The following is a 21,141-nucleotide window of genomic DNA, read 5'->3' as shown; positions in this document are numbered from 1 at the left end:
CGGTATGCGCCGGCCGTTTTCAATATCAAGAGTACACGCGCATCAGGATTTGGCAGGCGGCGCCTCCTGCTTCGCCACCCAGGCGCGGATATCGGCCAGCATCCGGTCCAGCGCGGCGCGGTCGTACACCTGGCCACGACTGACCACCAGGCGGATCTGGCGCGTGGCGCCGATGTCCTGCAGCGGATTCGCGTCGAGAACCAGCAGGTCGGCCGCCGTGCCTGCCGCCACGCTGCCATAGCGATCCAGCTTGCCCAGGAAGCGGGGACCGTTGATGACGGCAGCCTGCAAGGCTTGCTGCGGCGTCAAGCCATACTGCACGTACAGGCCGATTTCATCGTGCAAGGCCTGGCCCGGGTAGTCGAAGGAATTCAAAAAGCCCGCATCCGTGCCGGCGATGATGCTCACGCCCTGCTGCTGCAAGATCGGCAGCAGCTTTGCCGATTGCTCGAACTGCGTGTGGCGCTGGGCGATGGCTTCCGGGCCATCCTTGGCGGCGCGCTGCACGCGCCAGTCGTAGGTGGCGCGCAAGCCCTTGCCGATGTATTGCAGGGCCGGATCGTGCGTGTGGTCTTCGCGGTCCAGGTAAGCCGTCACGCGCGAACCCCACAGGGTAGGCACGATGGCCGTGCCGCGCGCGGCCAGGTAGCTGAAGGCCTTGCGCGCCGTCGGCTCGTCGTAGCTTTGCACGCTTGCGTGCATGGCTTCCTTGCCCGTCATCGCGCCGGCGGCCACCTTGTCCGTCAGTTCCTGCTCGCGCGGCGTGGTGGCGCGCAGCAAATACGATTGATGTTCGATCGTGCCCAGGCCCGCATCGGCCATCTGCTCCAATGTGAGCTGCACAGGGATATGGCCCGAGGTGCGCATGCCCCGTTCGCGCGCCTGGCGCAGCGCTTCCAGGTACAGCTCAGGCTTCAGCGTGTTTTCCGTGATCTTCACGAAGTCCACTTGCTGCGCCTGCAGGCCGTCGAGCGCGCGCGTGACTTCCTGCGGCGTGCCCACTTCGATGGTGCCCTTCCACAACGGCTTGATGCCTTCGAGCTTGGCGCCCGACGTGAAGATGGTCGGCCCTTGCAACTGACCTGCGTTGATCTGCCGGCGCCATGCCAGCACCGTGTCGGGCAAGTCGCCCGAGCAGTCGCGCACCGTGGTGATGCCGTGCGCCAGGTACAGGGGCAGCAACTGCTTGTTCTCGTCGATCAGCTCGGGGCCGCCGCCAAAGTGCACATGCGTGTCCCACAGGCCCGGCATCAGGTATTTGCCGGGCAGGCGGATGGTCTGCTTCGGCGCGTAGCTGCGCAACTGCGCGTCGTCGACGACGGCGACGATGCTGTCACCCTTGAGCAGCACGGTCTTGCCGTTGACGGCGCGACCGCCAGCAACGTCGATCAGGGTGGCGTCGCGCAGGGCGATGTCAACGGCGATCTTGTCGGCCGCGTGGGCATGGGCGAGCAGGCCCAGCGCCAGCATGGCGCCGGCTATTTTTTTCATGACATGCATTGGTACTCTACTTCAAAGTGATGGAAATTTAGTGGATGATCTTGGCGAGGAAATCGCGCGCGCGGTCCGAGCGCGTCGTGTTGAAGAAGTCATCCTTGCTGCAATCTTCGATGATCTTGCCCTGATCCATGAAGACGATACGGTTGGCCACACGCTTGGCAAAGCCCATTTCGTGGGTGACGACCATCATCGTCATGCCTTCCTGCGCCAGGCCCACCATCACGTCGAGCACTTCGTTGATCATTTCCGGGTCCAGCGCCGACGTGGGTTCGTCGAACAGCATGGCGATCGGATCCATCGACAGCGCACGGGCGATCGCCACGCGCTGCTGCTGGCCGCCCGACAGCTGGCCCGGGAATTTATCCTGCTGCGACAGCAGGCCCACGCGGTCCAGGTATTTCAAGCCCTTGGCATTGGCTTCGTCGGCGCTGCGGCCCAGCACCTTGATCTGGCCGATGGTGAGGTTTTCGCGGATCGACAAATGCGGAAACAGCTCGAAATTCTGGAACACCATGCCGATGCGCGCGCGCAGTTTCGACAAATTCGTTTTCGGATCGTTGACGCTGATGCCATCGACGATGATCTGTCCCTGCTGGATCGGCTCAAGGCCGTTGACGGTCTTGATCAGGGTCGACTTGCCCGAGCCGGAAGGGCCGCAAATGACCATCACGTCGCCCTTGGCGACATTGGTGGTGCAGTCGGTGAGTACCTGGAACTGGCCATACCATTTGCTGACGTTATTGAGTTCAATCATCTTGTTCTTTCTTTTACGGTTAGCGAATGATGGCGACGCGTTTCTGCAGGCGTTTTACCAGGAACGACAAGGCATAGCACAGCACGAAATACACGACGGCGACAAACACGTACATCTCCACCAGGCGGCCGTCGCGCTGGGCGATCTTCGAGGCGGCGCCGACAAAATCGGGAATCGACAACACGTACACGAGCGACACGTCCTGGAACAGCACAATGGTCTGCGTCAGCAGCACGGGGATCATGTTGCGGAACGCTTGCGGCAGCACGATGCTGCCCATGGTTTGCCGGTAGTTCATGCCCAGCGCCTGGCCGGCCCACACCTGGCCACGCGGAATCGACTGTATGCCGCTGCGCATGATCTCGCAATAGTAGGCTGCCTCGAACATGATGAAGGTGATCAGCGCGGAAGGAAACGCGCCCACTTTCACGGGTTCGTTCGCGCCGATGACCCAGGCGGCGATATACGGCACCAGGAAGTAGAACCAGAAGATCACCAGCACCAACGGGATCGAGCGTATCAGATTGACGTAGCTCGATGCCACCCCCGAAACGATGCGGTTACCGGACAGGCGCATCAGCGCCAGCAGGGTGCCCAGCACGATGCCGCCGACCATGGCCAGCGCCGTCAGTTTCAGGGTGAAGACCATGCCGGTCTGGAACAGGTAGACCCACGAGCGGGAGATGACATCGAAGTCGAAATTACCGAACATATCAATGTCCTCCCGTCTTGGCGCCGGCGACGATGAAACCCGGGATCGCGACCTTTTTCTCGATCAGGTGCATCAGCACCACCACCAGCAGGTTGACGACGACGTAGATGATGGTGGCGGCCGAAAACGCCTCGAACACCTGGAAGGAAAACTCCTGGATGGCGCGCGCGCTGGCCGTCAGTTCGATCAGGCCGATGGTCAGCGCCACGGAACTGTTCTTGATGATGTTCAAAAATTCGCTGGTCAGCGGCGGCATGATGACGCGCGCGGCCATCGGCAGCAAAATGAAGCGGTAGGTTTGCGGCAGCGTCAGGCCCAGCGCCGTGCCGGCCAGTTTCTGCCCGCGCGGCAGCGCCTCGATGCCCGTCGTTACCTGCACGGCCACGCGCGACGAAGTAAAGAATCCCAGGCACAGCACGGCCGTGACGAACGGCGCATTCGGCAGCGACTTGACCCAGGCGCCCAGGTCAGGCGGCAGCAGCTCCGGCATGACGAAATACCAGAGGAACATCTGCACCAGCAGCGGCACGTTGCGGAACAATTCGACGTAGGCATTGGCCACGCCCACCAGCCATTTGTTCGGCAGGGTGCGGATGGTGCCGATCACCAGGCCCAATATCAGCGCCATGATCCACGCCGCACCGGCCGTGGCCAGGGTCCAGACGAGGCCGGACCACAGGGTGTCCATGTACGTGCCCACGCCATCGGGAGAAATCTCCCAGAAAATGAGCCAATTCCAGTTGTAATTCATGATCATCCTTCCATGCAGCTCAAGGAAAGCGGCTTGTCCGCCACCCGTCCCGTAAATAAAACGGGAGGCTTGCGCCCCCCGATTTGTTACGCACTCTTGTTATTTTTTCCGTTTGTCCGAGGTCTTCTGCGCTTCCGGTACGGCCGCATACGCAGCCGGGTCGCCCGAATCGGTCGGATTCGTGAAGACCGCCTTCAATTGCGGCGGCATGGGGAATTTCAGGTTGATGTTTTTCGGCGGGATCGGCGAGGTAAACCATTTCGCGTAGATGCGGTTGATATCGTCGCTCTTGTACAGGCGGATCAGCGCGTCATCGACCACTTTCTTGAAGGCTGGATCGCCCTTGCGCAGCATGATGCCGTACGGCTCGACCGACAGCGCTTCCTTGGTGATTTCGTAGTCGTTCGGGTTTTTCGAGTTGGCCACTTGCGACGCCAGCAGGATATCGTCATTGGCTTCGGCCACCGCACGGCCCGTTTCCAGCATCAGGAACGATTCAGGATGGTCCTTGCCGACAGCAATCGTCATGCCCAGGTTTTTTTCCTTGTTCAGGATGGTCATCTGCTTGATGGTCGACGTGCCGGCCGTGGCGACCAGGGTCTTGCCGCGCAAGTCTTCCAGGGTCTTGATATTCGAGGTTTTTTTCGACAGCACGCGGTTGCCGATGACGAACATGGTGGGGGCGAATGCCACCTGCTGCTGGCGTTCCAGGTTGTTCGTCGTCGAGCCGCATTCGAGGTCGATGGTGCCGTTGGCCATCAGCGGGATGCGGTTGGCCGACGTGACGGGGCTCATCACCACTTTCAGTTCGCTCAGGCCCAGGTGCTTTTGCAGGGCCGTGACGACTTTCATGCACAGGTCGATCGAATAACCCTGGTATTGCTGCTTGTCATCGAGATAGGAGAAAGGCACGGAGCCGTCGCGCACGCCGAGGGTGACGGAACCGGCTTTCTTGATCTTGGCCAAGGTGCCGGTCAATTCCTGAGCCTGGACTGGCGACATGCTGCTGATGACACCGACGCTGAGCAGCGTGGCGATGATTTTGGTCAATTTCATAAATTCTCCTGGGCGGACAAACCGGATGGACTCCGAACGAAACAACTGTGGTGCAGACGCCACCAATGGAATTAATTTTATTTCATTTTCAGCGCTGGACTAGCCGTTTTCTGCGATTGCCCGCAAATAGGCGCTATACGCGCGCCTGAATCGGCGCGGCTGTAGCATTTTTCCTACTGATTTCGCCTTCCCGATTTATTTTGCCGGCACCAGCCCCGCCAACTCGTCTTCTTGCACCTCGTCGTCCATATTTGCCTGCTGGCGTTGCCACATCTGCGCGTACAAGCCATCAAGCGCCAGCAATTGCGGATGCGTGCCCCGCTCGACGATGCGGCCATGGTCGAGCACCAGGATTTGCTGGGCATCCGCCACCGTCGACAAACGGTGCGCAATGACCAGGGTGGTGCGGTTTTTGGCGATGTCCTTCAGCTGAGACTGGATCGCCTGCTCGGCCTTGGAATCGAGCGCCGAGGTGGCTTCGTCGAAGATCAGGATAGCCGGGTCTTTCAGCAAGGTGCGGGCGATAGCCACGCGCTGCTTTTCGCCGCCCGACAGTTTTAGCCCTCGCTCGCCCACCATGGAGTTGTATCCATCTGGCAAGCTTTCAATAAAATCATGGATCGACGCCGCTTTCGCCGCCGCCACGATGGCGTCCTTGCTGGCGCCCGGCTTGCCGTAGGCGATGTTGTATTCGATGGTGTCGTTGAACAGCACGGTATCTTGCGGCACGATGCCGATGGCCGCGCGCAGGGAATCCTGCGTGATGGCGCGCAAGTCCTGGCCATCGATGGTGATGCCGCCGCCATCGACTTCATAGAAACGGAACAGCAAACGCGACAGGGTCGACTTGCCCGAGCCGCTATGCCCCACCACGGCCGTCGTGGTGCCGGCGGGAATCTGGAAATCCACGTCGAACAGGATTTGCCGCTTGGCTTCATAGCTGAAATCCACATGCGCAAAGCGCACGGCCGCGCCCCGCGTGACGAGCGGCTTGGCTTCCGGCGTATCGGCGATTTCGCGGTTCTCGTTCAGCAGCGAAAACAGGCGTTCCATGTCGGCCAGGCTTTGCTTGATTTCGCGGTAAATGACGCCCAGGAAATTGAGGGGAATATACAGCTGGATCATGAAGGCGTTCACCAGCACCAGGTCGCCCAGGGTCATCGTGCCGTTGATGACGCCCACAGTGGCGCGCCACAGGATCAGGGTAACAGCCGTGGCGATGATCAGCGACTGGCCCGTATTGAGCAGGGACAAGGAAGTCTGCGATTTCACGGCGGCCGATTCATAGCGCTGCAAGCCCTCGTCGTAGCGCTTCGCCTCGTAATCCTCGTTGCCGAAATATTTGACGGTTTCATAGTTGATCAGCGAATCGATGGCCTTGGTATTCGCTTTGGAATCGAGGTCGTTCATGGTGCGGCGGAAATGCGTACGCCAGTTCGTCACCAGCACGGTAAACGCGATGTAGGACACCAGCGCCACCGCCGTGATCACGGTGAACCAGATGTCGTAGTGCAAGACCAGGTAGCCGAGCACGAGGGTGATTTCCACCAGGGTCGGCAGGATGTTGAACAGGGTATAGGAAATGAGCGAGCCCACGCTGCGCGTGCCCCGCTCGATGTCGCGCGTCATGCCGCCCGTTTGCCGGTTCAAATGAAAGCGCAGGGACAAGGCATGCAGGTGGCGGAACACTTGCAGGGCGATGGTGCGCACGGCCCGCTGCGTGACGCGGGCAAACAGGAATTCGCGCAACTCCGTAAACAGGGTGGTTGACAGGCGCAGCAGGCCATACGCCACCAGCAAGCCGACCGGCAACACCAGCAGCGCTTGCGGATGGGCCGCCGTGATCGTCATCGCGTCGACGAGTTTTTTCAGGATCAGGGGCACGCCCACGTTGGCCAGCTTGGCACCCACCAGGCATAGCAGCGCCAGCAGCACCCGCCATTTGTAGACCCACAGATACGGCAGCAAGGTCTTGATGGTGGCGAAATCGCTGTGGCTGGCGGAGGCTGGCGAGCGGGGCGGAGGGGGAGTCTGGGAACGGCGCATGGCGAAGGTCGGCTTTTTATGGTTCAATCGGGGCAATTGTAGCCTTTCATGAGAATAAAAGATGAGCACCTCCCCCGACCGTCCCGACAACTGCCTCGCCTCCGGCCTGCCCGCCGGAAAAATGCCGGAATTGCGCATGATGCCCGCGCCGTCCGACGCCAATGTGTACGGCGACGTCTTCGGCGGCTGGATCATGGCGCAGGTCGATATCGCCGGTTCCCTGCCGGCCACGCGGCGCGCCAACGGCCGTGTCGCCACCATCGCCGTCAACTCCTTCGTCTTCAAAAACCCCGTCTTCGTCGGCGATCTGCTCTCCTTCTACGCCGACATCGTCAAGGTTGGCAATACCTCGATCACCGTCAATGTCGAGGTGTATGCCGAACGCAACCGCCTGCAGGCGTGCATCGTGAAAGTCACGGAAGCCACCCTGATCTATGTGGCGACGGACTCCGACCGCAAACCGCGCAAAGTGCCGCCGATCGAGACCTTGCTGTCGCCTTGATTGTCGCTGTTACATTAATCCCACGTTTTATTTTCAGACGGCATGGATAGCCAGCGCCGCATCTTCCTGCAGAGCGCCGCCCGCATCGGTGCGCTGGCCGCCGCCGGCAGCGTGCTGTCCGGTTCCAGCGCGAACGCCGCCACGCGCCTGAATGGCGCCGGCTACCCGTTTGCGCTCGGCGTCGCTTCCGGCTCGCCCTTGCCGGACGCCGTCGTGCTGTGGACGCGCATCTGCTACGACCCGCTGCATGCCAGCGCCACGCCCGCCATCGCCCTGAACGTGCGCTGGGAAGTGGCGGACGACGAGGCGTTCCGGCGCATCGCCGCCAAGGGCCAGGCCACGGCCACGCCCGCCCTCGCGCATAGCGTGCACGTCGATGTGGGCGGCCTGGCGCCCGGACGCTGGTACTGGTACCGCTTCATGCTGGGCGACGCCGTCAGCCCCGTGGGCCGCACGCGCACGGCGCCCGAGCCTGGCGCCATGCCTTCTTCGCTGAAACTGGCCGTCGCCTCGTGCCAGCACTGGGAATTCGGCGCCTACGCGGCGCACCGGCACATCGCCGCCGCCGCGCCCGACCTGGTGGCCTTCCTTGGCGACTACATCTACGAATGGGGTCCATACCAGCTGCAGCACCCGAGCCGGGCCGTGCGCACGCATGAAAGTTTTACTCTGGACGACTACCGCGCCCGCTACGCGCAATACAAGAGCGACCGCGACTTGCAGGGTGCACACCTGGCCGCGCCGTGGATCGTCACCTGGGACGACCATGAAGTGGCCAACGATTACGGCAATGACCGTGACGAATTGCTCACACCCACCTTTTTGCAGCGCCGCGCGGCCGCCTACCAGGCATTCTATGAACACATGCCGCTACGGCTGCTGCCGCTGGGCCGACGGGGCTTTGTCGACATGCGCATCTACCAGCGCTATGACTGGGGCCGCCTGGCGCGCTTCCACGTGCTGGACGACCGGCAATACCGCGCCTACCACGCGTGCGCCAAGCCGGGCCGCGGCGGCTCGAATTCCGTCACCACGCGCAACTGTCCCGACTTGCGCAAGCCCGACCGCACGATGCTGGGCGAGGAACAGCAGCGCTGGCTGCAAGCCGGCCTCGATGATTCTCCCGCGCGCTGGAACATTTTGGCCCAGCAAACCCTGATGGCGCAATCGAGCCAGGTACCCATCCTGCGGCCCGGCGACGAACGCATCTGGACCGATGGCTGGGATGGCTATCCGATGGCGCGCCAGCACTTGCTCGACGCCTTGCGCAGCAGCAAGGCCAGCAACCCGCTGGTGCTGTCGGGCGACGTGCACACCTTTTATGCCACCGAACTGAGCCGCAACGCCATGCGCCCTGCCGGCAAGGATAATCCCGTGCTGGCCACCGAGTTTTGCGGTACCTCAATCACGTCGAGTTCCCGCCCGCAAGCACGCACGGAGCAGTACGTGGCGATGAACCCGCACATCCGCTACGGACGCAGCGACAAGCGCGGGTATATGTTGCTGGACATCACGCCGGAGAAAACCACGGCCCTGTTCCAAGGCCTGGAGAACGTGCGCGACAGCGCTTCGGCCATCGCGACACTGGCCAGTTTCACCGTCCAGGACGGCAAGGCTGGCGTACAACGCATCTAGCCTATGCTTTTCAAGGCGTCGCGGTAGCGCCGGCTGACGGGCACTTCGCCGCCCGTGGACAGCACCGCGCGCGCATCGCCCGATTCCAGCGGTGTGATTGCCTGCACGAAGTCGAGGTTGACGATATAGCTGCGGTGCACGCGCAGGAAGCGCTTGCCGTCGAGTCGGCGCTCGATGGCCGCCATGGTCGAGCGCAGCGGATAGTCGTGGCCGCGCACATGCAGATTCACATAATTGCCCCACGCCTGTATCCACTCGATTTCAAAGGCCGGCAACAGAAAATCCTTGCCCAGCTTGCGCACCAGAAAGCGTTCCGGCTGCTGCACCGGTTCCACGGCAGGCCCTTCGTCGGGTTCGCCCAGCAGGGTCGCCTCGCCTTGCCAGCGCATCAACAGCAACTGGTAAAAGCCCGTGAACAATAAAATGGAGAAGTAAGTACGCACATCCTTGACATATTCATACGGCAACTCGCGCCACCAGTTACCGAAATCGTAGTCGCTGCCGGCGCTCCAGTAAGCCAGTTTGCGCAAGGCCACCATGGCCAGCACATGCACCAGGCTGTAGACCAGCGACGCGGCCAGGTGCCAGCGCAAGTTCTGCCTCTGGAAAACCAGGTGCAAGGGGCGAAACTGGTTAGCCAGGATCACCACCGGTACCAGCGCCAGCAGCACCAGGTTGCTGCTCCACTCCCACACGGCCACTTCCCAGAAGGGCGTATCGAGCCCGGCGCGCACGCGGTCGGCCCAGCTGATCCAGCAGTTGAGCGACGTTTGCAGCAGATACAGGACGATCCAGAAAGCTGGCTCGGCGATCTGGCGCCAGCGTTGATATCGTTGCAATAAATCGGTGGAAGAGAGACGCATGGCGGCGGACAGTGAATAAGTTGCATGATTGTAAGGTCCCAAAGCCGTCCCAGCGCCACCGCTCGTCACAAACAGCCCGCGATTGATCACTTTTCGCTGGTTCACCCCGTGCGGCCTGCCTATGCTGGGGCATTCCCTTGCCGACGGACCCCACGACCATGACCACAGATTCCCGCCGTTACGATATCGATGCCTTGCGCTTTCTTGTCTTCAGCCTGCTGATCGTCTACCACACGGCCATGCTGTACCTGGATGGCGCCGCCTTCCACATGAAAAGTACTTACCTGACGGAAACATTGAACTTTCCCATGGTCTTTATCAACCGGTGGCGCATGGAAATCGTGTTCCTCATTTCCGGCGTGTCTTGCGCCATGATGACGCACACGTCCAGCGGTGCGTTCCTGTGGCGCCGGATCAAGCGCCTGTTGCTGCCCTTGCTGTTTGGCGTGCTGGTGGTGATCCCCGTGCAACCGTATTGCGAGGGCGTCAGCAACGGTCTGGTCGAGCCTGGCTATGGACCATTCCTGCTGCATTACTTTGGCGGCCACACCTGGCCGGCCGGCGCATTTACGGGCTGGAAAACCAGTTTTACCTGGAACCATCTGTGGTATCTGGTGTATCTGTTGCTGTACACCATCGTACTGGTGGCCTTGCAGCCGCTACTGGCCAAGGCAAGACCGCTGTTTGCGGGCCTGCGCGGCTGGCGCCTGCTGGTCCTGCCCGCCCTGCCAACGCTGGCGGCAACGGCTTTCCTGAAGCTGCGCTATCCGGAAACCCATGCGCTGCTCAAGGACTGGTACGCGCACGCCATCTATTTCACCATGTATCTGTATGGCTGGTGGCTGGGCAATGACAAGGGAGTGTGGCAGGAACTGGCGCGCTTGCGCTGGCAGGCGCTGCTGCTGGCGCCCTGCGCGTTTGCCGTGTATCTGGGTTTTGACCTGGTGGCTTCGGAAAACCTGCTGACCTGGGCCTCGTTTGGTTCCTGGCCCATGCGCAACCTGTACATGTGGCTGGCCATCTGCGCCATCCTGGGCTGGTCGCACACCTTGCTGAATAAACCGTTTGCCTGGCTGCCATGGGCGCGCCAGGCCGTCTTTCCCTGGTACATCTTGCACCAGAGCGCAATCGTGCTGCTGGCCTACTGGGTGGTGCCGTTAAAACTGGGCCCCGTGCTCGAGCCGCTGCTGATATTGGCAGGCACGGTGGCTGCCTGCTGGCTGGGCACCTCGCTGCTGATCAGCAAGGTGAGCTGGCTGCGTCCCTGCTTCGGCTTGCCCGCCCGGCCACGGCAAGCCGTGGCGGCGGACACAGCCCTGGCAGCGAGTTAAGCCGCTTTCTTTTCGTCGCGCAATTGACGGCGCAAGATCTTGCCGACATTGGTTTTCGGCAATTCATCGCGGAACTCGATGTATTTCGGCTTCTTGTACGCCGTCAACTCATGCTTGCAATGCTCGCGGATCTGTTCCACCGTCAGGTTCGGATCCTTGCGCACGACAAACACTTTCACGGCTTCGCCCGAGTTGGCGTCCGGCACGCCGATGCAGGCGCATTCCAGCACGCCCGGGCACGACGCAACCACGTCTTCCACTTCATTCGGATACACATTGAAGCCGGAAACGATGATCATGTCTTTCTTGCGGTCCACGATCTTCACGTAGCCGCGCTCATCCATGACGCCCACGTCGCCCGTCTTGAAATAGCCGTCGGCCGTCATCGACTTGGCCGTCTCGTCCGGACGCTGCCAGTAGCCCGCCATCACTTGCGGGCCGCGTACGGCGATCTCGCCCGGTTCGCCCAGCGGCACTTCCACGCCATCGTCGTTCAAAATCGCGACTTCCGTCGACGGGAAAGGCAAGCCGATGGTGCCCGTGAATTCCGTGATGTCGACACGGTTACCCGTCACCACAGGCGACGTTTCCGACATGCCATAGCCTTCGATCAGCGGGCAACCCGTCAATTTGAGCCAGCGCTCGGCCACATTGCGCTGCAAGGCCATGCCGCCGCCATTGCACACTTTATAGCTGGAAAAATCGAGCTTGGCGAAGTCGGCATTGTTCAGCAGCGCGTTATACAGAGTATTAACTGCCGGGAAGACGACGATCTTGTGCTTGGACAATTCCTTGACGAAACCGGGAATATCGCGCGGGTTGGGGATCAGCACGCTCATGCCGCCCAGGCGCATGCCCATCAGGGCGCTGACCGTCAGCGAATAGATGTGATACAGGGGCAACGCGCACATGAAGCCCATCGAGGTGGCGCGCATTTCCTTGGTCATCACGGGCGACATCCACGCCTCATTTTGCAGCACGTTGGCGATCACGTTACGGTGCAACAACATCGCGCCTTTCGACACGCCCGTCGTGCCGCCCGTGTACTGCAGGAAGACGATATCGTCATGTCCCTGCTGCACCGGCGTCAGGGTCAAACGGGAGCCCTCGGCCAGCATCTTGTTGAAGCTGATGGCGCCCGGCAAGGAAAACGCGGGCACCATTTTTTTGATCTTGCGCACGACGAAGTTGACGATGGTGCCCTTCAAGCCACCGAGCAAGTCGCCCATGGTGGCGACGATCACATGCTTGACCTGGGTGTGCGGCAGCACCTGTTCCACCGTGGTGGCGAAGTTTTCCAGCACGATGATCGCTTCGCTGCCCGAATCGATCAGCTGGTGCTGCAATTCGCGCGGCGTGTACAACGGATTCACGTTCACCACGGTGTAGCCGGCGCGCAAGATCGCCGCCATGGCCACCGGATACTGCAACACGTTCGGCAACATGATCGCCACGCGCGCACCCGCTTGCAGGCCCTTGCTTTGCAGCCAGGCACCCATCTGCTGCGACAGCTGGTCAAGCTCGCGGTAGGTGAGGAATTTATCCATGCACACGAAGGCGTTGCGGTCCGCATATTTCTGGAACGACTCTTCCAGCAAATGCGTGACGGAACGGTATTGCGTGCAATCAATCTCTGCGGGAACGCTGTCCGGGTACGACTTCAACCAAATCTTGTCCATCTCGCCTCATCTTTATCTGTAAAAGGGACGCGCCTCCTGGCGCATCCCACACTGTTTATGCTGCTATCTTTGTTTCGTCACGCAGGGCGCGACGCAAAATCTTGCCGACGTTGGTCTTCGGCAGTTCATCGCGGAACTCGATGTATTTCGGCCGCTTGTAACCCGTGAATTGTTCCTTGCAGTACGCGGCCAGCACTGCCTGGGTCAGGTTCGGATCCTTGCGCACAACAAACACTTTCACGGCCTCGCCCGAGTGTTCGTCCGGCACGCCCACGCAGGCGCATTCGAGCACGCCAGGATGGGCCGCGATGACGGCTTCGACTTCGTTCGGATACACATTGAAGCCGGAGACGAGAATCATGTCTTTCTTGCGGTCCACGATCTTCACGTAGCCGCGCTCGTCCATGATGCCCACGTCGCCCGACTTGAAGTAGCCATCGGGTGTCATGACCTTGGCCGTCTCGTCGGGACGGTTCCAGTAGCCGCTCATCACTTGCGGGCCGCGGATGGCGATTTCGCCCGTCTGGCCCAGCGGCACTTCCTTGCCGTCATCGTCGAGGATGGCGATGTCGGTCGAGGGTACGGGCAAGCCGATGGTGCCGGAAAACGCCGTGCTGTCGGCGCGGTTGCAGGTGGCGACAGGCGACGTTTCCGACAAGCCATAGCCTTCGATGATGGACACGCCCGTCACTTGCAGCCACTTGTCGTTGACGGCTTGCTGCACCGCCATGCCGCCGCCATTGGCGATCTTCAAGCCCGAGAAATCGAGCTTGGCGAAATCGGGGTGGTTCACCAGCGCGTTATACAAAGTATTGACCGCTGGCAGCAGGTTGAATTTGTACTTGCCCAGCTCCTTGATCAAGCCCGGAATATCGCGCGGATTCGGGATCAGGATATTCAGGGCGCCCACGCGCGTGCCCCACATCGCGCACGCCGTCAGCGCAAAGATATGGTACAGCGGCAAGGCGCAGACGACGATCATCTGTTCCTTGCTGTTCTGGTCGAGCGCCGCGCCCGACCACGCTTCGCTCTGCAGCACATTGGCAATCACATTGCGGTGGCTCAAGGTCGCGCCTTTCGACACGCCCGTCGTGCCGCCCGTATATTGCAGGAAGGCAGCGTCATGGACGCTCAGCTCGACGGGCGTGAGTTTCATGCGGCTGCCCAGCGCCAGCGCCTGCTTGAAGCGCATGGCGTTCGGCAAGGAATACGCGGGCACCATCTTCTTGACGTTGCGCACGACAAAATTGACGATCATGCCCTTCAAGCCGCCGAGCATTTCGCCCATGCTGGCGACGACGACGTGCTTGACGGCCGTCTTGCCCAGCACCTGTTCCAGGGTGTGGGCAAAGTTTTCCAGCACGATGATGGCTTCGCTGCCCGAATCATTGAGCTGATGCTCGAGTTCGCGCGGCGTGTATAAAGGGTTGACGTTGACCACCGTGTAGCCGGCGCGCAGCACGGCAGCGATCGCCACCGGATACTGGAGCACGTTCGGCATCATCAGGGCGACGCGCGCCCCCTTCTTCAGGCCGCGGCTTTGCAGCCAGGCGCCCAGCTGGCGCGAATAGGTGTCGAGTTCGGCATAGGTGAGGAATTTGTCCATGCAGACATAGGCATTGCGATCCGCATATTTCTGAAACGCTTCTTCCAGCAAATGCACCAGCGAACGATATTGATCAGGATCGATGTCGGCGGGGACGCCGGGAGGATACGACTTCAGCCAAATTTTTTCCATCCTGTGCCTCTTGTCTCGAATAATCGTGGGGGGAGCCGACGCACCCTGCCGGCGCGGATCATTGCTGCGGATTCTGTCGTCCTGCAGTCAGTTTGAGCATTCTGACGAGCAATTGCTCTATGCTACTAATGCGATGCTATCGGGCGCCGGGCTTCCATGCAAGCGCTTTCAACAGTATTCGAGCGGCAACTCTAGGGGTATTTTGTACTGCACTGCAACATGATAAATACGCTGTTGCAGGATCGTTCGCCTTGACGTCCGGGACAATCTTTACGGGTCACGGGCTGGACAATTGTTCCAGCGCCTGCCTGCGCTCAGGCTTCTTGATCTGGGCCATTGTGTGCACTGCAGCATAAAAAGCACGAAAGTTCTTTTTTTCTTCCAGCAATTTTTTGAAGGCAGGCAAAAATTCATTGTAGGTAGACACGGAAGCCAGGTGCGCATTGCTCAACGGCTGCTCGAACCAGCGGTCGTAACCGGCAAAACCACCCCAGTTTTTCTTCAGGACCTGATACGCTTCTTGCAATGCCGCAAATACCTGCGCCTTGCGCGCGCGCTTGTCCGCATCGCTGGCGTCGCTCGCATACACGGACTCCAGTTCGCCCCGGTATTTCAATAGCAAGGCCAGGAAATCCTGCCGCCGCGCAGCATACTGGGCATACGCCGTGCGCATGCTGTCGTTGCCCTCGCGCGCCAGCCAGCGCTGCACGCCGGCCTCTTCCACGGCACCGGCAAACGACTCGTTGAAGGCCGAGTCGCCAGGCACGTACACCACCTGGTGCGCCAGTTCATGAAAGATCAGGCGCGCCAGCTCCGCATCGTTGTAATTGATAAAGGTCGACAGCAGGGGATCGTCGAACCAGCCCAGGGTAGAATATGCGGGCACGCCGCCCACCTGCACGTCGTAATGCTGGGCCCGCAACTCGTCGGCATACGCGAGCGCCTCCTCCTTGCTGTAATAGCCGCGATAGCTGACGCAGCCGGCAATTGGAAAACACCATTGCAGCGGCTGCAGCGACAATTCCGGCGTGGCTACCACGTTCCACAGCACGAACGGGCGCCGCAACGCCGCATAGTTCTTGTAGCTGCCATTGTCGGGCAAGTCCAGCTCGCTGACGGCAAAGCGGCGGATCTGCTGTGCCTTGGCCAGGCGCACTTTCAGGCGCGGCTCGGTGGCGGGGTCATCGAGCCAGTCGCCGATGGGACGCGCGCCGGACCACAGGGCATATTGCCCCTGCGCCGCTTGCGTGTAGTAGCGCAATTGCGTGCAGCCGCCCAGCAGCAGGCACACCGTGCCGACAAGCAAGCGGGCCGGCCAGCGCGCCATGGTCAGGCAGCCTTTTCCACTTCAACCAGCGTATCGTAGAAGGTCGGCGCGCGGCCCATGTCCGTCAGGCGCTGGCTGGTCACTTCGTTGGCGTTCTTGCCGTCGCTGGCGAGTTTTTTCCACCACACGGACAAGCCCACCACCAGGCCCCGTCGCGCCTTGTCCGTCACCCTGGCCTTGGCCACAAAGCTGCCGCGGTCATTGAAGATGCGCACCATGTCGCCGGCCACGATGCCGCGCGCGGCGCCATCGTCGGGATGGATATCGAGGTGGGGCTCGCCTTCGGCCGCGCGCAGGCTTTTCACGTTCACGAAAGTGGAATTGAGGAAATTGCGCGCCGGCGGGGAAATCATGGCCAGCGGATAGCGGGCCGCCAGCGCGGGATTGCTGGCCAGCGATTCGTGGGGCGCGATATACGCGGGCAAGGGATCGAGGCCCGCCAGCGCCATGGCTTCCGAATACAACTCGCACTTGCCCGATGGCGTGGGGAAACGCCCCTCGGCAAATGGCGCTTCCGGCATGGCCAGCTTTTGCCAGCCCGTGCGTTTCAGCGATTCCCAGTCGAAATGCACGGCGCGCGCATCCGTCGCATCGAATGCCTTGGCCGCCAGCGCATCGTCGCTTTCCTGGAAGCACGGGTCGTCAAAGCCCATGTATTGGGCCAGCAGGCGGAAGATTTCCGTATTCGCCTTCGCTTCACCCAGCGGCGCCACGGCCGCATTGTTCGCCATCATGTACAGGTGGCCATAGGTGGCATGCGTATCGACGTGTTCCAGCTGCGTGGTGGCGGGCAACACGATGTCCGCGTAGTCGACGGTATCGGTCTGGAAATGTTCGAGCACGACCGTAAACAAGTCTTCGCGGGCAAAACCCTGCGCCACTTTCGAGGAATCGGGCGCCACCGCCAGCGGATTCGAGTTGTAGACGATCACGGCTTCGACTTGCGGGCCAAACTCGGGCGACGCCGTTTTCAGCAGATCGTCGCCGATGGTGCTCATATTGATAGTGCGCGGCGTGCCTTTGAGCAAATCGGGGCGCTGCAGGGCCTTGCGGTTGATGGGGAAGGAACCCGAGCTCGACAGCTGCATGCCGCCGGCCGGATGGCGCCAGGCGCCCGTCAGCGCGGGCAGGCAGGCGATATTGCGCACGGCCATGCCACCGCCATGCACGCGCTGCACGCCGTAATTGGCGCGGATGGCGGCGCCCTCGCCGGAGCGGCACGCCTGGCCGTACAGGCGCGCCAAGTCGACCACTTCCGTGGCCGTGATGCCGCACACTTCAGCCACCCGTTCGGGCGGCCATTCCAGGGCCCGCTGTTTCAAGGCATCGTAGCCTACAGTGTAGCGCTCGATGTAATCATGATCGAGCAAATCTTCCACAATCAAGACATGCATCAAACCCAGCGCCAGGGCCGCATCGGTCCCCGGCAGCAAGGCGACGTGCTGATGGCACTTTTCCGCCGTCAACGAACGGTAGGGATCGATGGCGATCAGGGTGGCGCCATTGCGTTTGGCTTCCTGCGCGCGCATCCAGAAGTGCAAATTCGAGGCGATCGGGTTGCCGCCCCAGATGATGATCAACTTGGCGTTCTGGAACTGTTCCAGGTCCGTGCCGATGCTGGCGCCCACCGTGTAGCGGTAGCCCGTGGCGCCCGCCGAGGCGCAGATGGTGCGGTCCAGCAAGGAAGCACCGAGCTGGTTGAAGAAACGCGACGACATCGACTCGCCCTGCACCAGGCCCATGGTGCCGCAGTAGCTGTACGGCAAGATCGCCTGCGGATCGCGCGCGGCGATCGGTTTCAAGCGGGCCGCGATGGTCTGCAGCGCTTCTTCCCAGCTGATACGCTCGAACTTGCCTTCCCCCTTCTTGCCCACGCGGCGCAGCGGATGCAGCAGCCGGTCCGCATGGTAGGTGCGCTCCGTGAAGCGCGACACCTTGGTGCACAGCACGCCCGCCGTGGTCGGGTGGTCGGGATCGCCCTTGACGGCTGTTGCCACCCCGTCGGTCACGGTGACCAGCAAGGCGCAGGTATCGGGGCAGTCGAGCGGGCAGGCGGCGCGCACTTGGGTGGTGGTCATGGGGGCAATCCAAAAACGTTGGGGGAAGGCGATACTGTAAACCATTCCGCGCGCTTGCTGTTGGCGCCGTGGCAAGCACGTCCGTGCGCTGGATTTACCCGGCAAACAAGGGCTACAATGCACTATTAGCCGTGTCTGTTTTTGATCAAACAAGCGCGGTCCGGCGCGCCATACATTGCTGCGCGCCAGCATCCACAGGAGAGTCCCATGAAACTAGTTGATCCGATCTTGGCGTTTCAATCCGAGCTGCAAGGTATCCGCCGCGACCTGCACGCGCATCCCGAGCTGTGCTACGAAGAACAGCGCACCTCGGACGTGGTCGCCGCCAAACTGACGGAATGGGGCATTCCCGTGGTACGCGGCCTGGGCCGCACTGGCGTGGTCGGCATCATCCAGCATGGCACGTCCAAGCGCGCCATCGGCTTGCGTGCCGATATGGATGCCTTGCCGATGCAGGAAATGAATACCTTCGAGCATGCTTCACGTCATCCGGGCAAGATGCACGCCTGCGGCCACGACGGCCACACGGCCATGCTGCTCGGCGCCGCCCATTACCTGGCGCAACACCGCAACTTCGATGGCACGGTCTACCTCGTCTTCCAGCCGGCGGAAGAAGGCGGCGCCGGCGCGCGCGAAATGATCGAAGACGGCTTGTTTACACGCTTTCCCATGGATGCCATCTACGGCATGCACAACTGGCCAGGCGCGGAAACGGGTACCCTGAGCGTGGTGGAAGGGCCAATGATGGCGTCCAGCAATGAATTCCACGTCACCGTCAAAGGCAAGGGCGCGCACGCGGCCCAGCCGCACAAGGGCATCGACCCCGTCATGGTAGCCGTGCAAATCGCGCAAAGCTGGCAAACCGTCATCACGCGCAACAAAAGTCCGCTCGACACGGCCGTGCTGTCGATCACGCAAATCCATGCGGGCAGCGCCACCAATGTGATTCCCGATGACGCCAGCCTGGTCGGCACCGTGCGCACCTTCACCACGCCCGTGCTGGACCTGATCGAAGAGCGCATGCGCGAGATCGCCGTGCACACGGCCGCCGCCTTTGGCGCGGAAGTCGATTTCCACTTCAAGCGCAACTACCCGCCGCTGGTCAACCACGCGAAGGAAACGGCGTTTGCCGTCGAAGTGATGAAAAGCGTGGTCGGTGCCGACAAGGTCAACGCGAATGTCGAACCGACCATGGGCGCGGAAGACTTCGCGTTTTTCCTGCAGGAAAAAGCTGGCTGCTATATCTTCATCGGCAACGGCGATGGCGAACACCGCGATGGCGGCCACGGCCTGGGTCCGTGCGTCTTGCACAATGGCAGCTACGACTTCAATGACAATCTGCTGCCTATCGGCGCCAGTTTCTGGGTCAAGCTGGCCGAAGCGAGCCTGCCCGTCACGTAAATCAGCTCAGCTTATCCGGACCGGTGCCCAGGCGCTGGCCCGGATTCAACGCTTCCAGGGCCAGCAAGGCCGCCGCGTGGTCTGCCGTCGGGTGGCTGGCGGCAAGGGTTTCATAGCGCTGCGTCACCAATTGCGTCACCGGCAAGGTGACGTGGGCCGCCTCGGCTGCCGCGAGGATGTTGTGCATGTCCTTGATCTGGCTTTTCACCTGTCCACCGGCAACAAAATTGCGCTCCAGCATGCGCTGGCCATGCACGTCCAGAATCTTGCTCTCGGCAAAACCGCCACGTATCGCTGCACGTACGGCGCTCGCATCGGCGCCGGCCGCCTGCGCCAGCAATAACGCTTCCGCCACGATATTCAGGGTGGCGCCGACGATCAGCTGATTGCATAGCTTGGCGACCTGGCCGCTGCCGGCCGGCCCCACCAGGGTCGGGCGCCCCATGGCCGACAGAATCACTGCAACCCGCGCGTAATCGCTGGTGCTGGCACCGGCCATGATGGCCAGGGTGCCCGCCTGTGCCCCGCCGACGCCACCCGACACGGGCGCATCGATGAAGGCATGGCCTGCCGCCTGCAAGGTGGCATGGAATTGCTGGGCTTCTGCTTGCTTGGTGGAACTCATATCGACCCAGAGCGCCCCTGCACGCAAGGCTGGCAGCGCCTCTTGCAGCACCTGCGCCACGATGGGACCGGCTTCCAGCATCGAAATGACCACATCCGCGCCATTGACCGCCCCGGCCACGGAAACGGCGGGCTGCGCCCCTGCCTCACGCAGGACTTGGGCCTTGCTGTGCGTGCGATTCCAAATTGTGACAGAATATCCAGCGCGCAGCAGGCACCGGACCATCGGATCCCCCATCAGACCGATACCGAGAAATGCGATTTTTGTAGAGAATGTCAATTGAACCTCTGAAATCAAACGGGTGGCGGGAACACTGTGCAAAACTGGATGTCTGCGCAAACAAGACGAGCCTTACGGCCAATTTTACGATGAAAGCCTCTATGTCCTTCAAGAAGAATATCCTCAAATCCATCGCCGCCGTTGCCGCGCTGATGGCAGCCAACGCCGGCTTTGCCGCCGACGACAAACTGATCGACTCCGTCTACGGCGAATATGCCAAGGGCGTGAAGGTACAAATGGTACGCGCCGGCGTGACCTCGAACTGGGATAAGGCCTGGTTCGTATCGAATGGCACACAACTGAGCGGTTACTGGGATGCCAGCATCGGCGGCTGGGATGGCAAGAGCTATCGCAATGTCCCCGGCCAGCATCAAAAGCTGTGGGACCTGGGCTTTACCCCCGTGTTCCGCTTTGAAAACACGAACAAGCTGGGCTTCTATGCGGAAGGCGGCATTGGCGTACACATGCTGTCCAAGCTGTACGATAACGACGATAACCGCCTGTCGACCCACTTCCAGTTCGGCGACCATATCGGCGTTGGCTATATCTTCAATAACAAATGGGAAGTCGCTGCGAAGATCCAGCATTTCTCGAACGGCGGCTACAAGAAACCGAATAGCGGCGTCAATTACATGAATGTCAAAGTCGCTTACCATTTTTAATGGTTATGACAAATGAACAAGGCACCGCGTAGCGGTGCCTTTTTTTACGCCTATCTGCTGACAAAACCGCCAGACGTAAAAAAAACCCCAACCGGATCACCGGAAGGGGTTTTTTCGAATAACAAGCCTGACGATAACCTACTTTCACACTGGTTGCAGCACTATCATCGGCGCAAAGTTGTTTCACGGTCCTGTTCGGGAT

Annotated in this window: 18 protein-coding genes; 5 read left to right on the top strand and 13 right to left on the bottom strand. The window is 61.1% G+C overall.

All coding sequences use genetic code 11. From position 1 onward, the window contains the following. Nucleotides 1-42 precede the first annotated feature (42 nt). From OX460_RS27830 to OX460_RS27805, 6 genes are all read right to left on the bottom strand, one after another. Nucleotides 43-1,491: an amidohydrolase family protein gene (locus OX460_RS27830; RefSeq protein ID WP_289900589.1), complete on the bottom strand. Its 1,449-nt coding sequence runs from the start codon at nucleotides 1,489-1,491 to the stop codon at nucleotides 43-45. Nucleotides 1,492-1,528: 37 nt separating this feature from the next. Further along, nucleotides 1,529-2,254 carry an amino acid ABC transporter ATP-binding protein gene (locus tag OX460_RS27825; RefSeq protein ID WP_099666201.1) on the bottom strand — a complete coding sequence of 242 codons (726 nt, stop codon included), beginning with the start codon at nucleotides 2,252-2,254 and terminating at the stop codon, nucleotides 1,529-1,531. A gap of 19 nt (nucleotides 2,255-2,273) precedes the next feature. After that, a complete protein-coding gene (locus OX460_RS27820) occupies nucleotides 2,274-2,966 on the bottom strand; it encodes an ABC transporter permease subunit (protein ID WP_099666200.1) in 693 nt (230 codons plus the stop codon). Nucleotide 2,967: 1 nt separating this feature from the next. Continuing rightward, on the bottom strand, nucleotides 2,968-3,717 hold the full coding sequence (locus OX460_RS27815) for an amino acid ABC transporter permease (protein WP_289900588.1): 750 nt from the start codon (nucleotides 3,715-3,717) through the stop codon (nucleotides 2,968-2,970). 99 nt (nucleotides 3,718-3,816) lie between these two features. Further along, nucleotides 3,817-4,773 (bottom strand): amino acid ABC transporter substrate-binding protein, encoded by a 957-nt coding sequence (locus OX460_RS27810; RefSeq protein WP_099666199.1) that lies wholly within the window; start codon nucleotides 4,771-4,773, stop codon nucleotides 3,817-3,819. Between the two features lie 195 nt (nucleotides 4,774-4,968). Next, nucleotides 4,969-6,819, bottom strand: a complete 1,851-nt coding sequence (locus OX460_RS27805; protein WP_289900587.1) for an ABC transporter ATP-binding protein/permease — start codon at nucleotides 6,817-6,819, stop codon at nucleotides 4,969-4,971. A gap of 61 nt (nucleotides 6,820-6,880) precedes the next feature. Here OX460_RS27805 and OX460_RS27800 point away from each other — a divergent pair, with 61 nt between their 5' ends. Together OX460_RS27800 and OX460_RS27795 are read left to right on the top strand one after the other, a co-directional pair. Then, the gene (locus OX460_RS27800) at nucleotides 6,881-7,321 is read left to right on the top strand and encodes an acyl-CoA thioesterase (protein ID WP_052139932.1); all 441 of its coding nucleotides are present in this window, start codon (nucleotides 6,881-6,883) and stop codon (nucleotides 7,319-7,321) included. A 42-nt stretch (nucleotides 7,322-7,363) separates the two neighbouring features. Further along, a complete protein-coding gene (locus OX460_RS27795; protein WP_289900586.1) occupies nucleotides 7,364-8,956 on the top strand; it encodes an alkaline phosphatase D family protein in 1,593 nt (530 codons plus the stop codon). Here the strand turns inward: OX460_RS27795 and OX460_RS27790 are convergent. Continuing rightward, nucleotides 8,953-9,819 carry a LytTR family DNA-binding domain-containing protein gene (locus OX460_RS27790; protein ID WP_289900585.1) on the bottom strand — a complete coding sequence of 289 codons (867 nt, stop codon included), beginning with the start codon at nucleotides 9,817-9,819 and terminating at the stop codon, nucleotides 8,953-8,955. The genes OX460_RS27795 and OX460_RS27790 overlap by 4 nt on opposite strands. 158 nt (nucleotides 9,820-9,977) lie before the next feature. On the opposite strand from OX460_RS27790, the gene OX460_RS27785 reads away from it, so the two are divergent. Continuing rightward, on the top strand, nucleotides 9,978-11,150 hold the full coding sequence (locus OX460_RS27785; RefSeq protein WP_289900584.1) for an acyltransferase family protein: 1,173 nt from the start codon (nucleotides 9,978-9,980) through the stop codon (nucleotides 11,148-11,150). Here the strand turns inward: OX460_RS27785 and OX460_RS27780 are convergent. The 4 genes from OX460_RS27780 to OX460_RS27765 form a co-directional block, all read right to left on the bottom strand. Next, complete coding sequence (locus OX460_RS27780) at nucleotides 11,147-12,829, bottom strand: long-chain fatty acid--CoA ligase (RefSeq protein WP_289900583.1); 1,683 nt, start codon at nucleotides 12,827-12,829, stop codon at nucleotides 11,147-11,149. The two genes, OX460_RS27785 and OX460_RS27780, sit on opposite strands and share 4 nt — an antisense overlap. Nucleotides 12,830-12,884: 55 nt before the next feature. Then, on the bottom strand, nucleotides 12,885-14,567 hold the full coding sequence (locus tag OX460_RS27775; protein ID WP_099666194.1) for a long-chain fatty acid--CoA ligase: 1,683 nt from the start codon (nucleotides 14,565-14,567) through the stop codon (nucleotides 12,885-12,887). 277 nt (nucleotides 14,568-14,844) lie between these two features. Further along, nucleotides 14,845-15,894, bottom strand: coding sequence for an aminopeptidase (locus tag OX460_RS27770; protein ID WP_289900582.1), 1,050 nt, complete (start codon nucleotides 15,892-15,894; stop codon nucleotides 14,845-14,847). A 2-nt stretch (nucleotides 15,895-15,896) separates the two neighbouring features. Then, nucleotides 15,897-17,972, bottom strand: coding sequence for a molybdopterin oxidoreductase family protein (locus OX460_RS27765; RefSeq protein WP_289900581.1), 2,076 nt, complete (start codon nucleotides 17,970-17,972; stop codon nucleotides 15,897-15,899). 207 nt (nucleotides 17,973-18,179) lie between these two features. On the opposite strand from OX460_RS27765, the gene OX460_RS27760 reads away from it, so the two are divergent. Next, on the top strand, nucleotides 18,180-19,373 hold the full coding sequence (locus OX460_RS27760; protein WP_289900580.1) for a M20 aminoacylase family protein: 1,194 nt from the start codon (nucleotides 18,180-18,182) through the stop codon (nucleotides 19,371-19,373). Between the two features lies 1 nt (nucleotide 19,374). Here OX460_RS27760 and OX460_RS27755 read toward each other — a convergent pair whose 3' ends face one another. Further along, entirely contained in the window at nucleotides 19,375-20,259 is an 885-nt protein-coding gene (locus tag OX460_RS27755; protein ID WP_289900639.1) for an NAD(P)-dependent oxidoreductase, read from the bottom strand. Nucleotides 20,260-20,378: 119 nt separating this feature from the next. Between OX460_RS27755 and OX460_RS27750 the strand changes: the two genes are divergently transcribed. Then, the gene (locus OX460_RS27750; protein ID WP_077408864.1) at nucleotides 20,379-20,939 is read left to right on the top strand and encodes an acyloxyacyl hydrolase; all 561 of its coding nucleotides are present in this window, start codon (nucleotides 20,379-20,381) and stop codon (nucleotides 20,937-20,939) included. Here the strand turns inward: OX460_RS27750 and OX460_RS27745 are convergent. After that, on the bottom strand, nucleotides 20,917-21,141 hold a 225-nt coding region (locus OX460_RS27745; RefSeq protein WP_289900579.1), incomplete at its 5' end, for a hypothetical protein. The genes OX460_RS27750 and OX460_RS27745 overlap by 23 nt on opposite strands.

This window comes from Janthinobacterium sp. SUN033, assembly GCF_030397595.1.
Classification (GTDB): Bacteria; Pseudomonadota; Gammaproteobacteria; order Burkholderiales; family Burkholderiaceae_D; genus Janthinobacterium; species Janthinobacterium kumbetense.
This window is presented reverse-complemented; position numbering and strand designations above follow the sequence as displayed.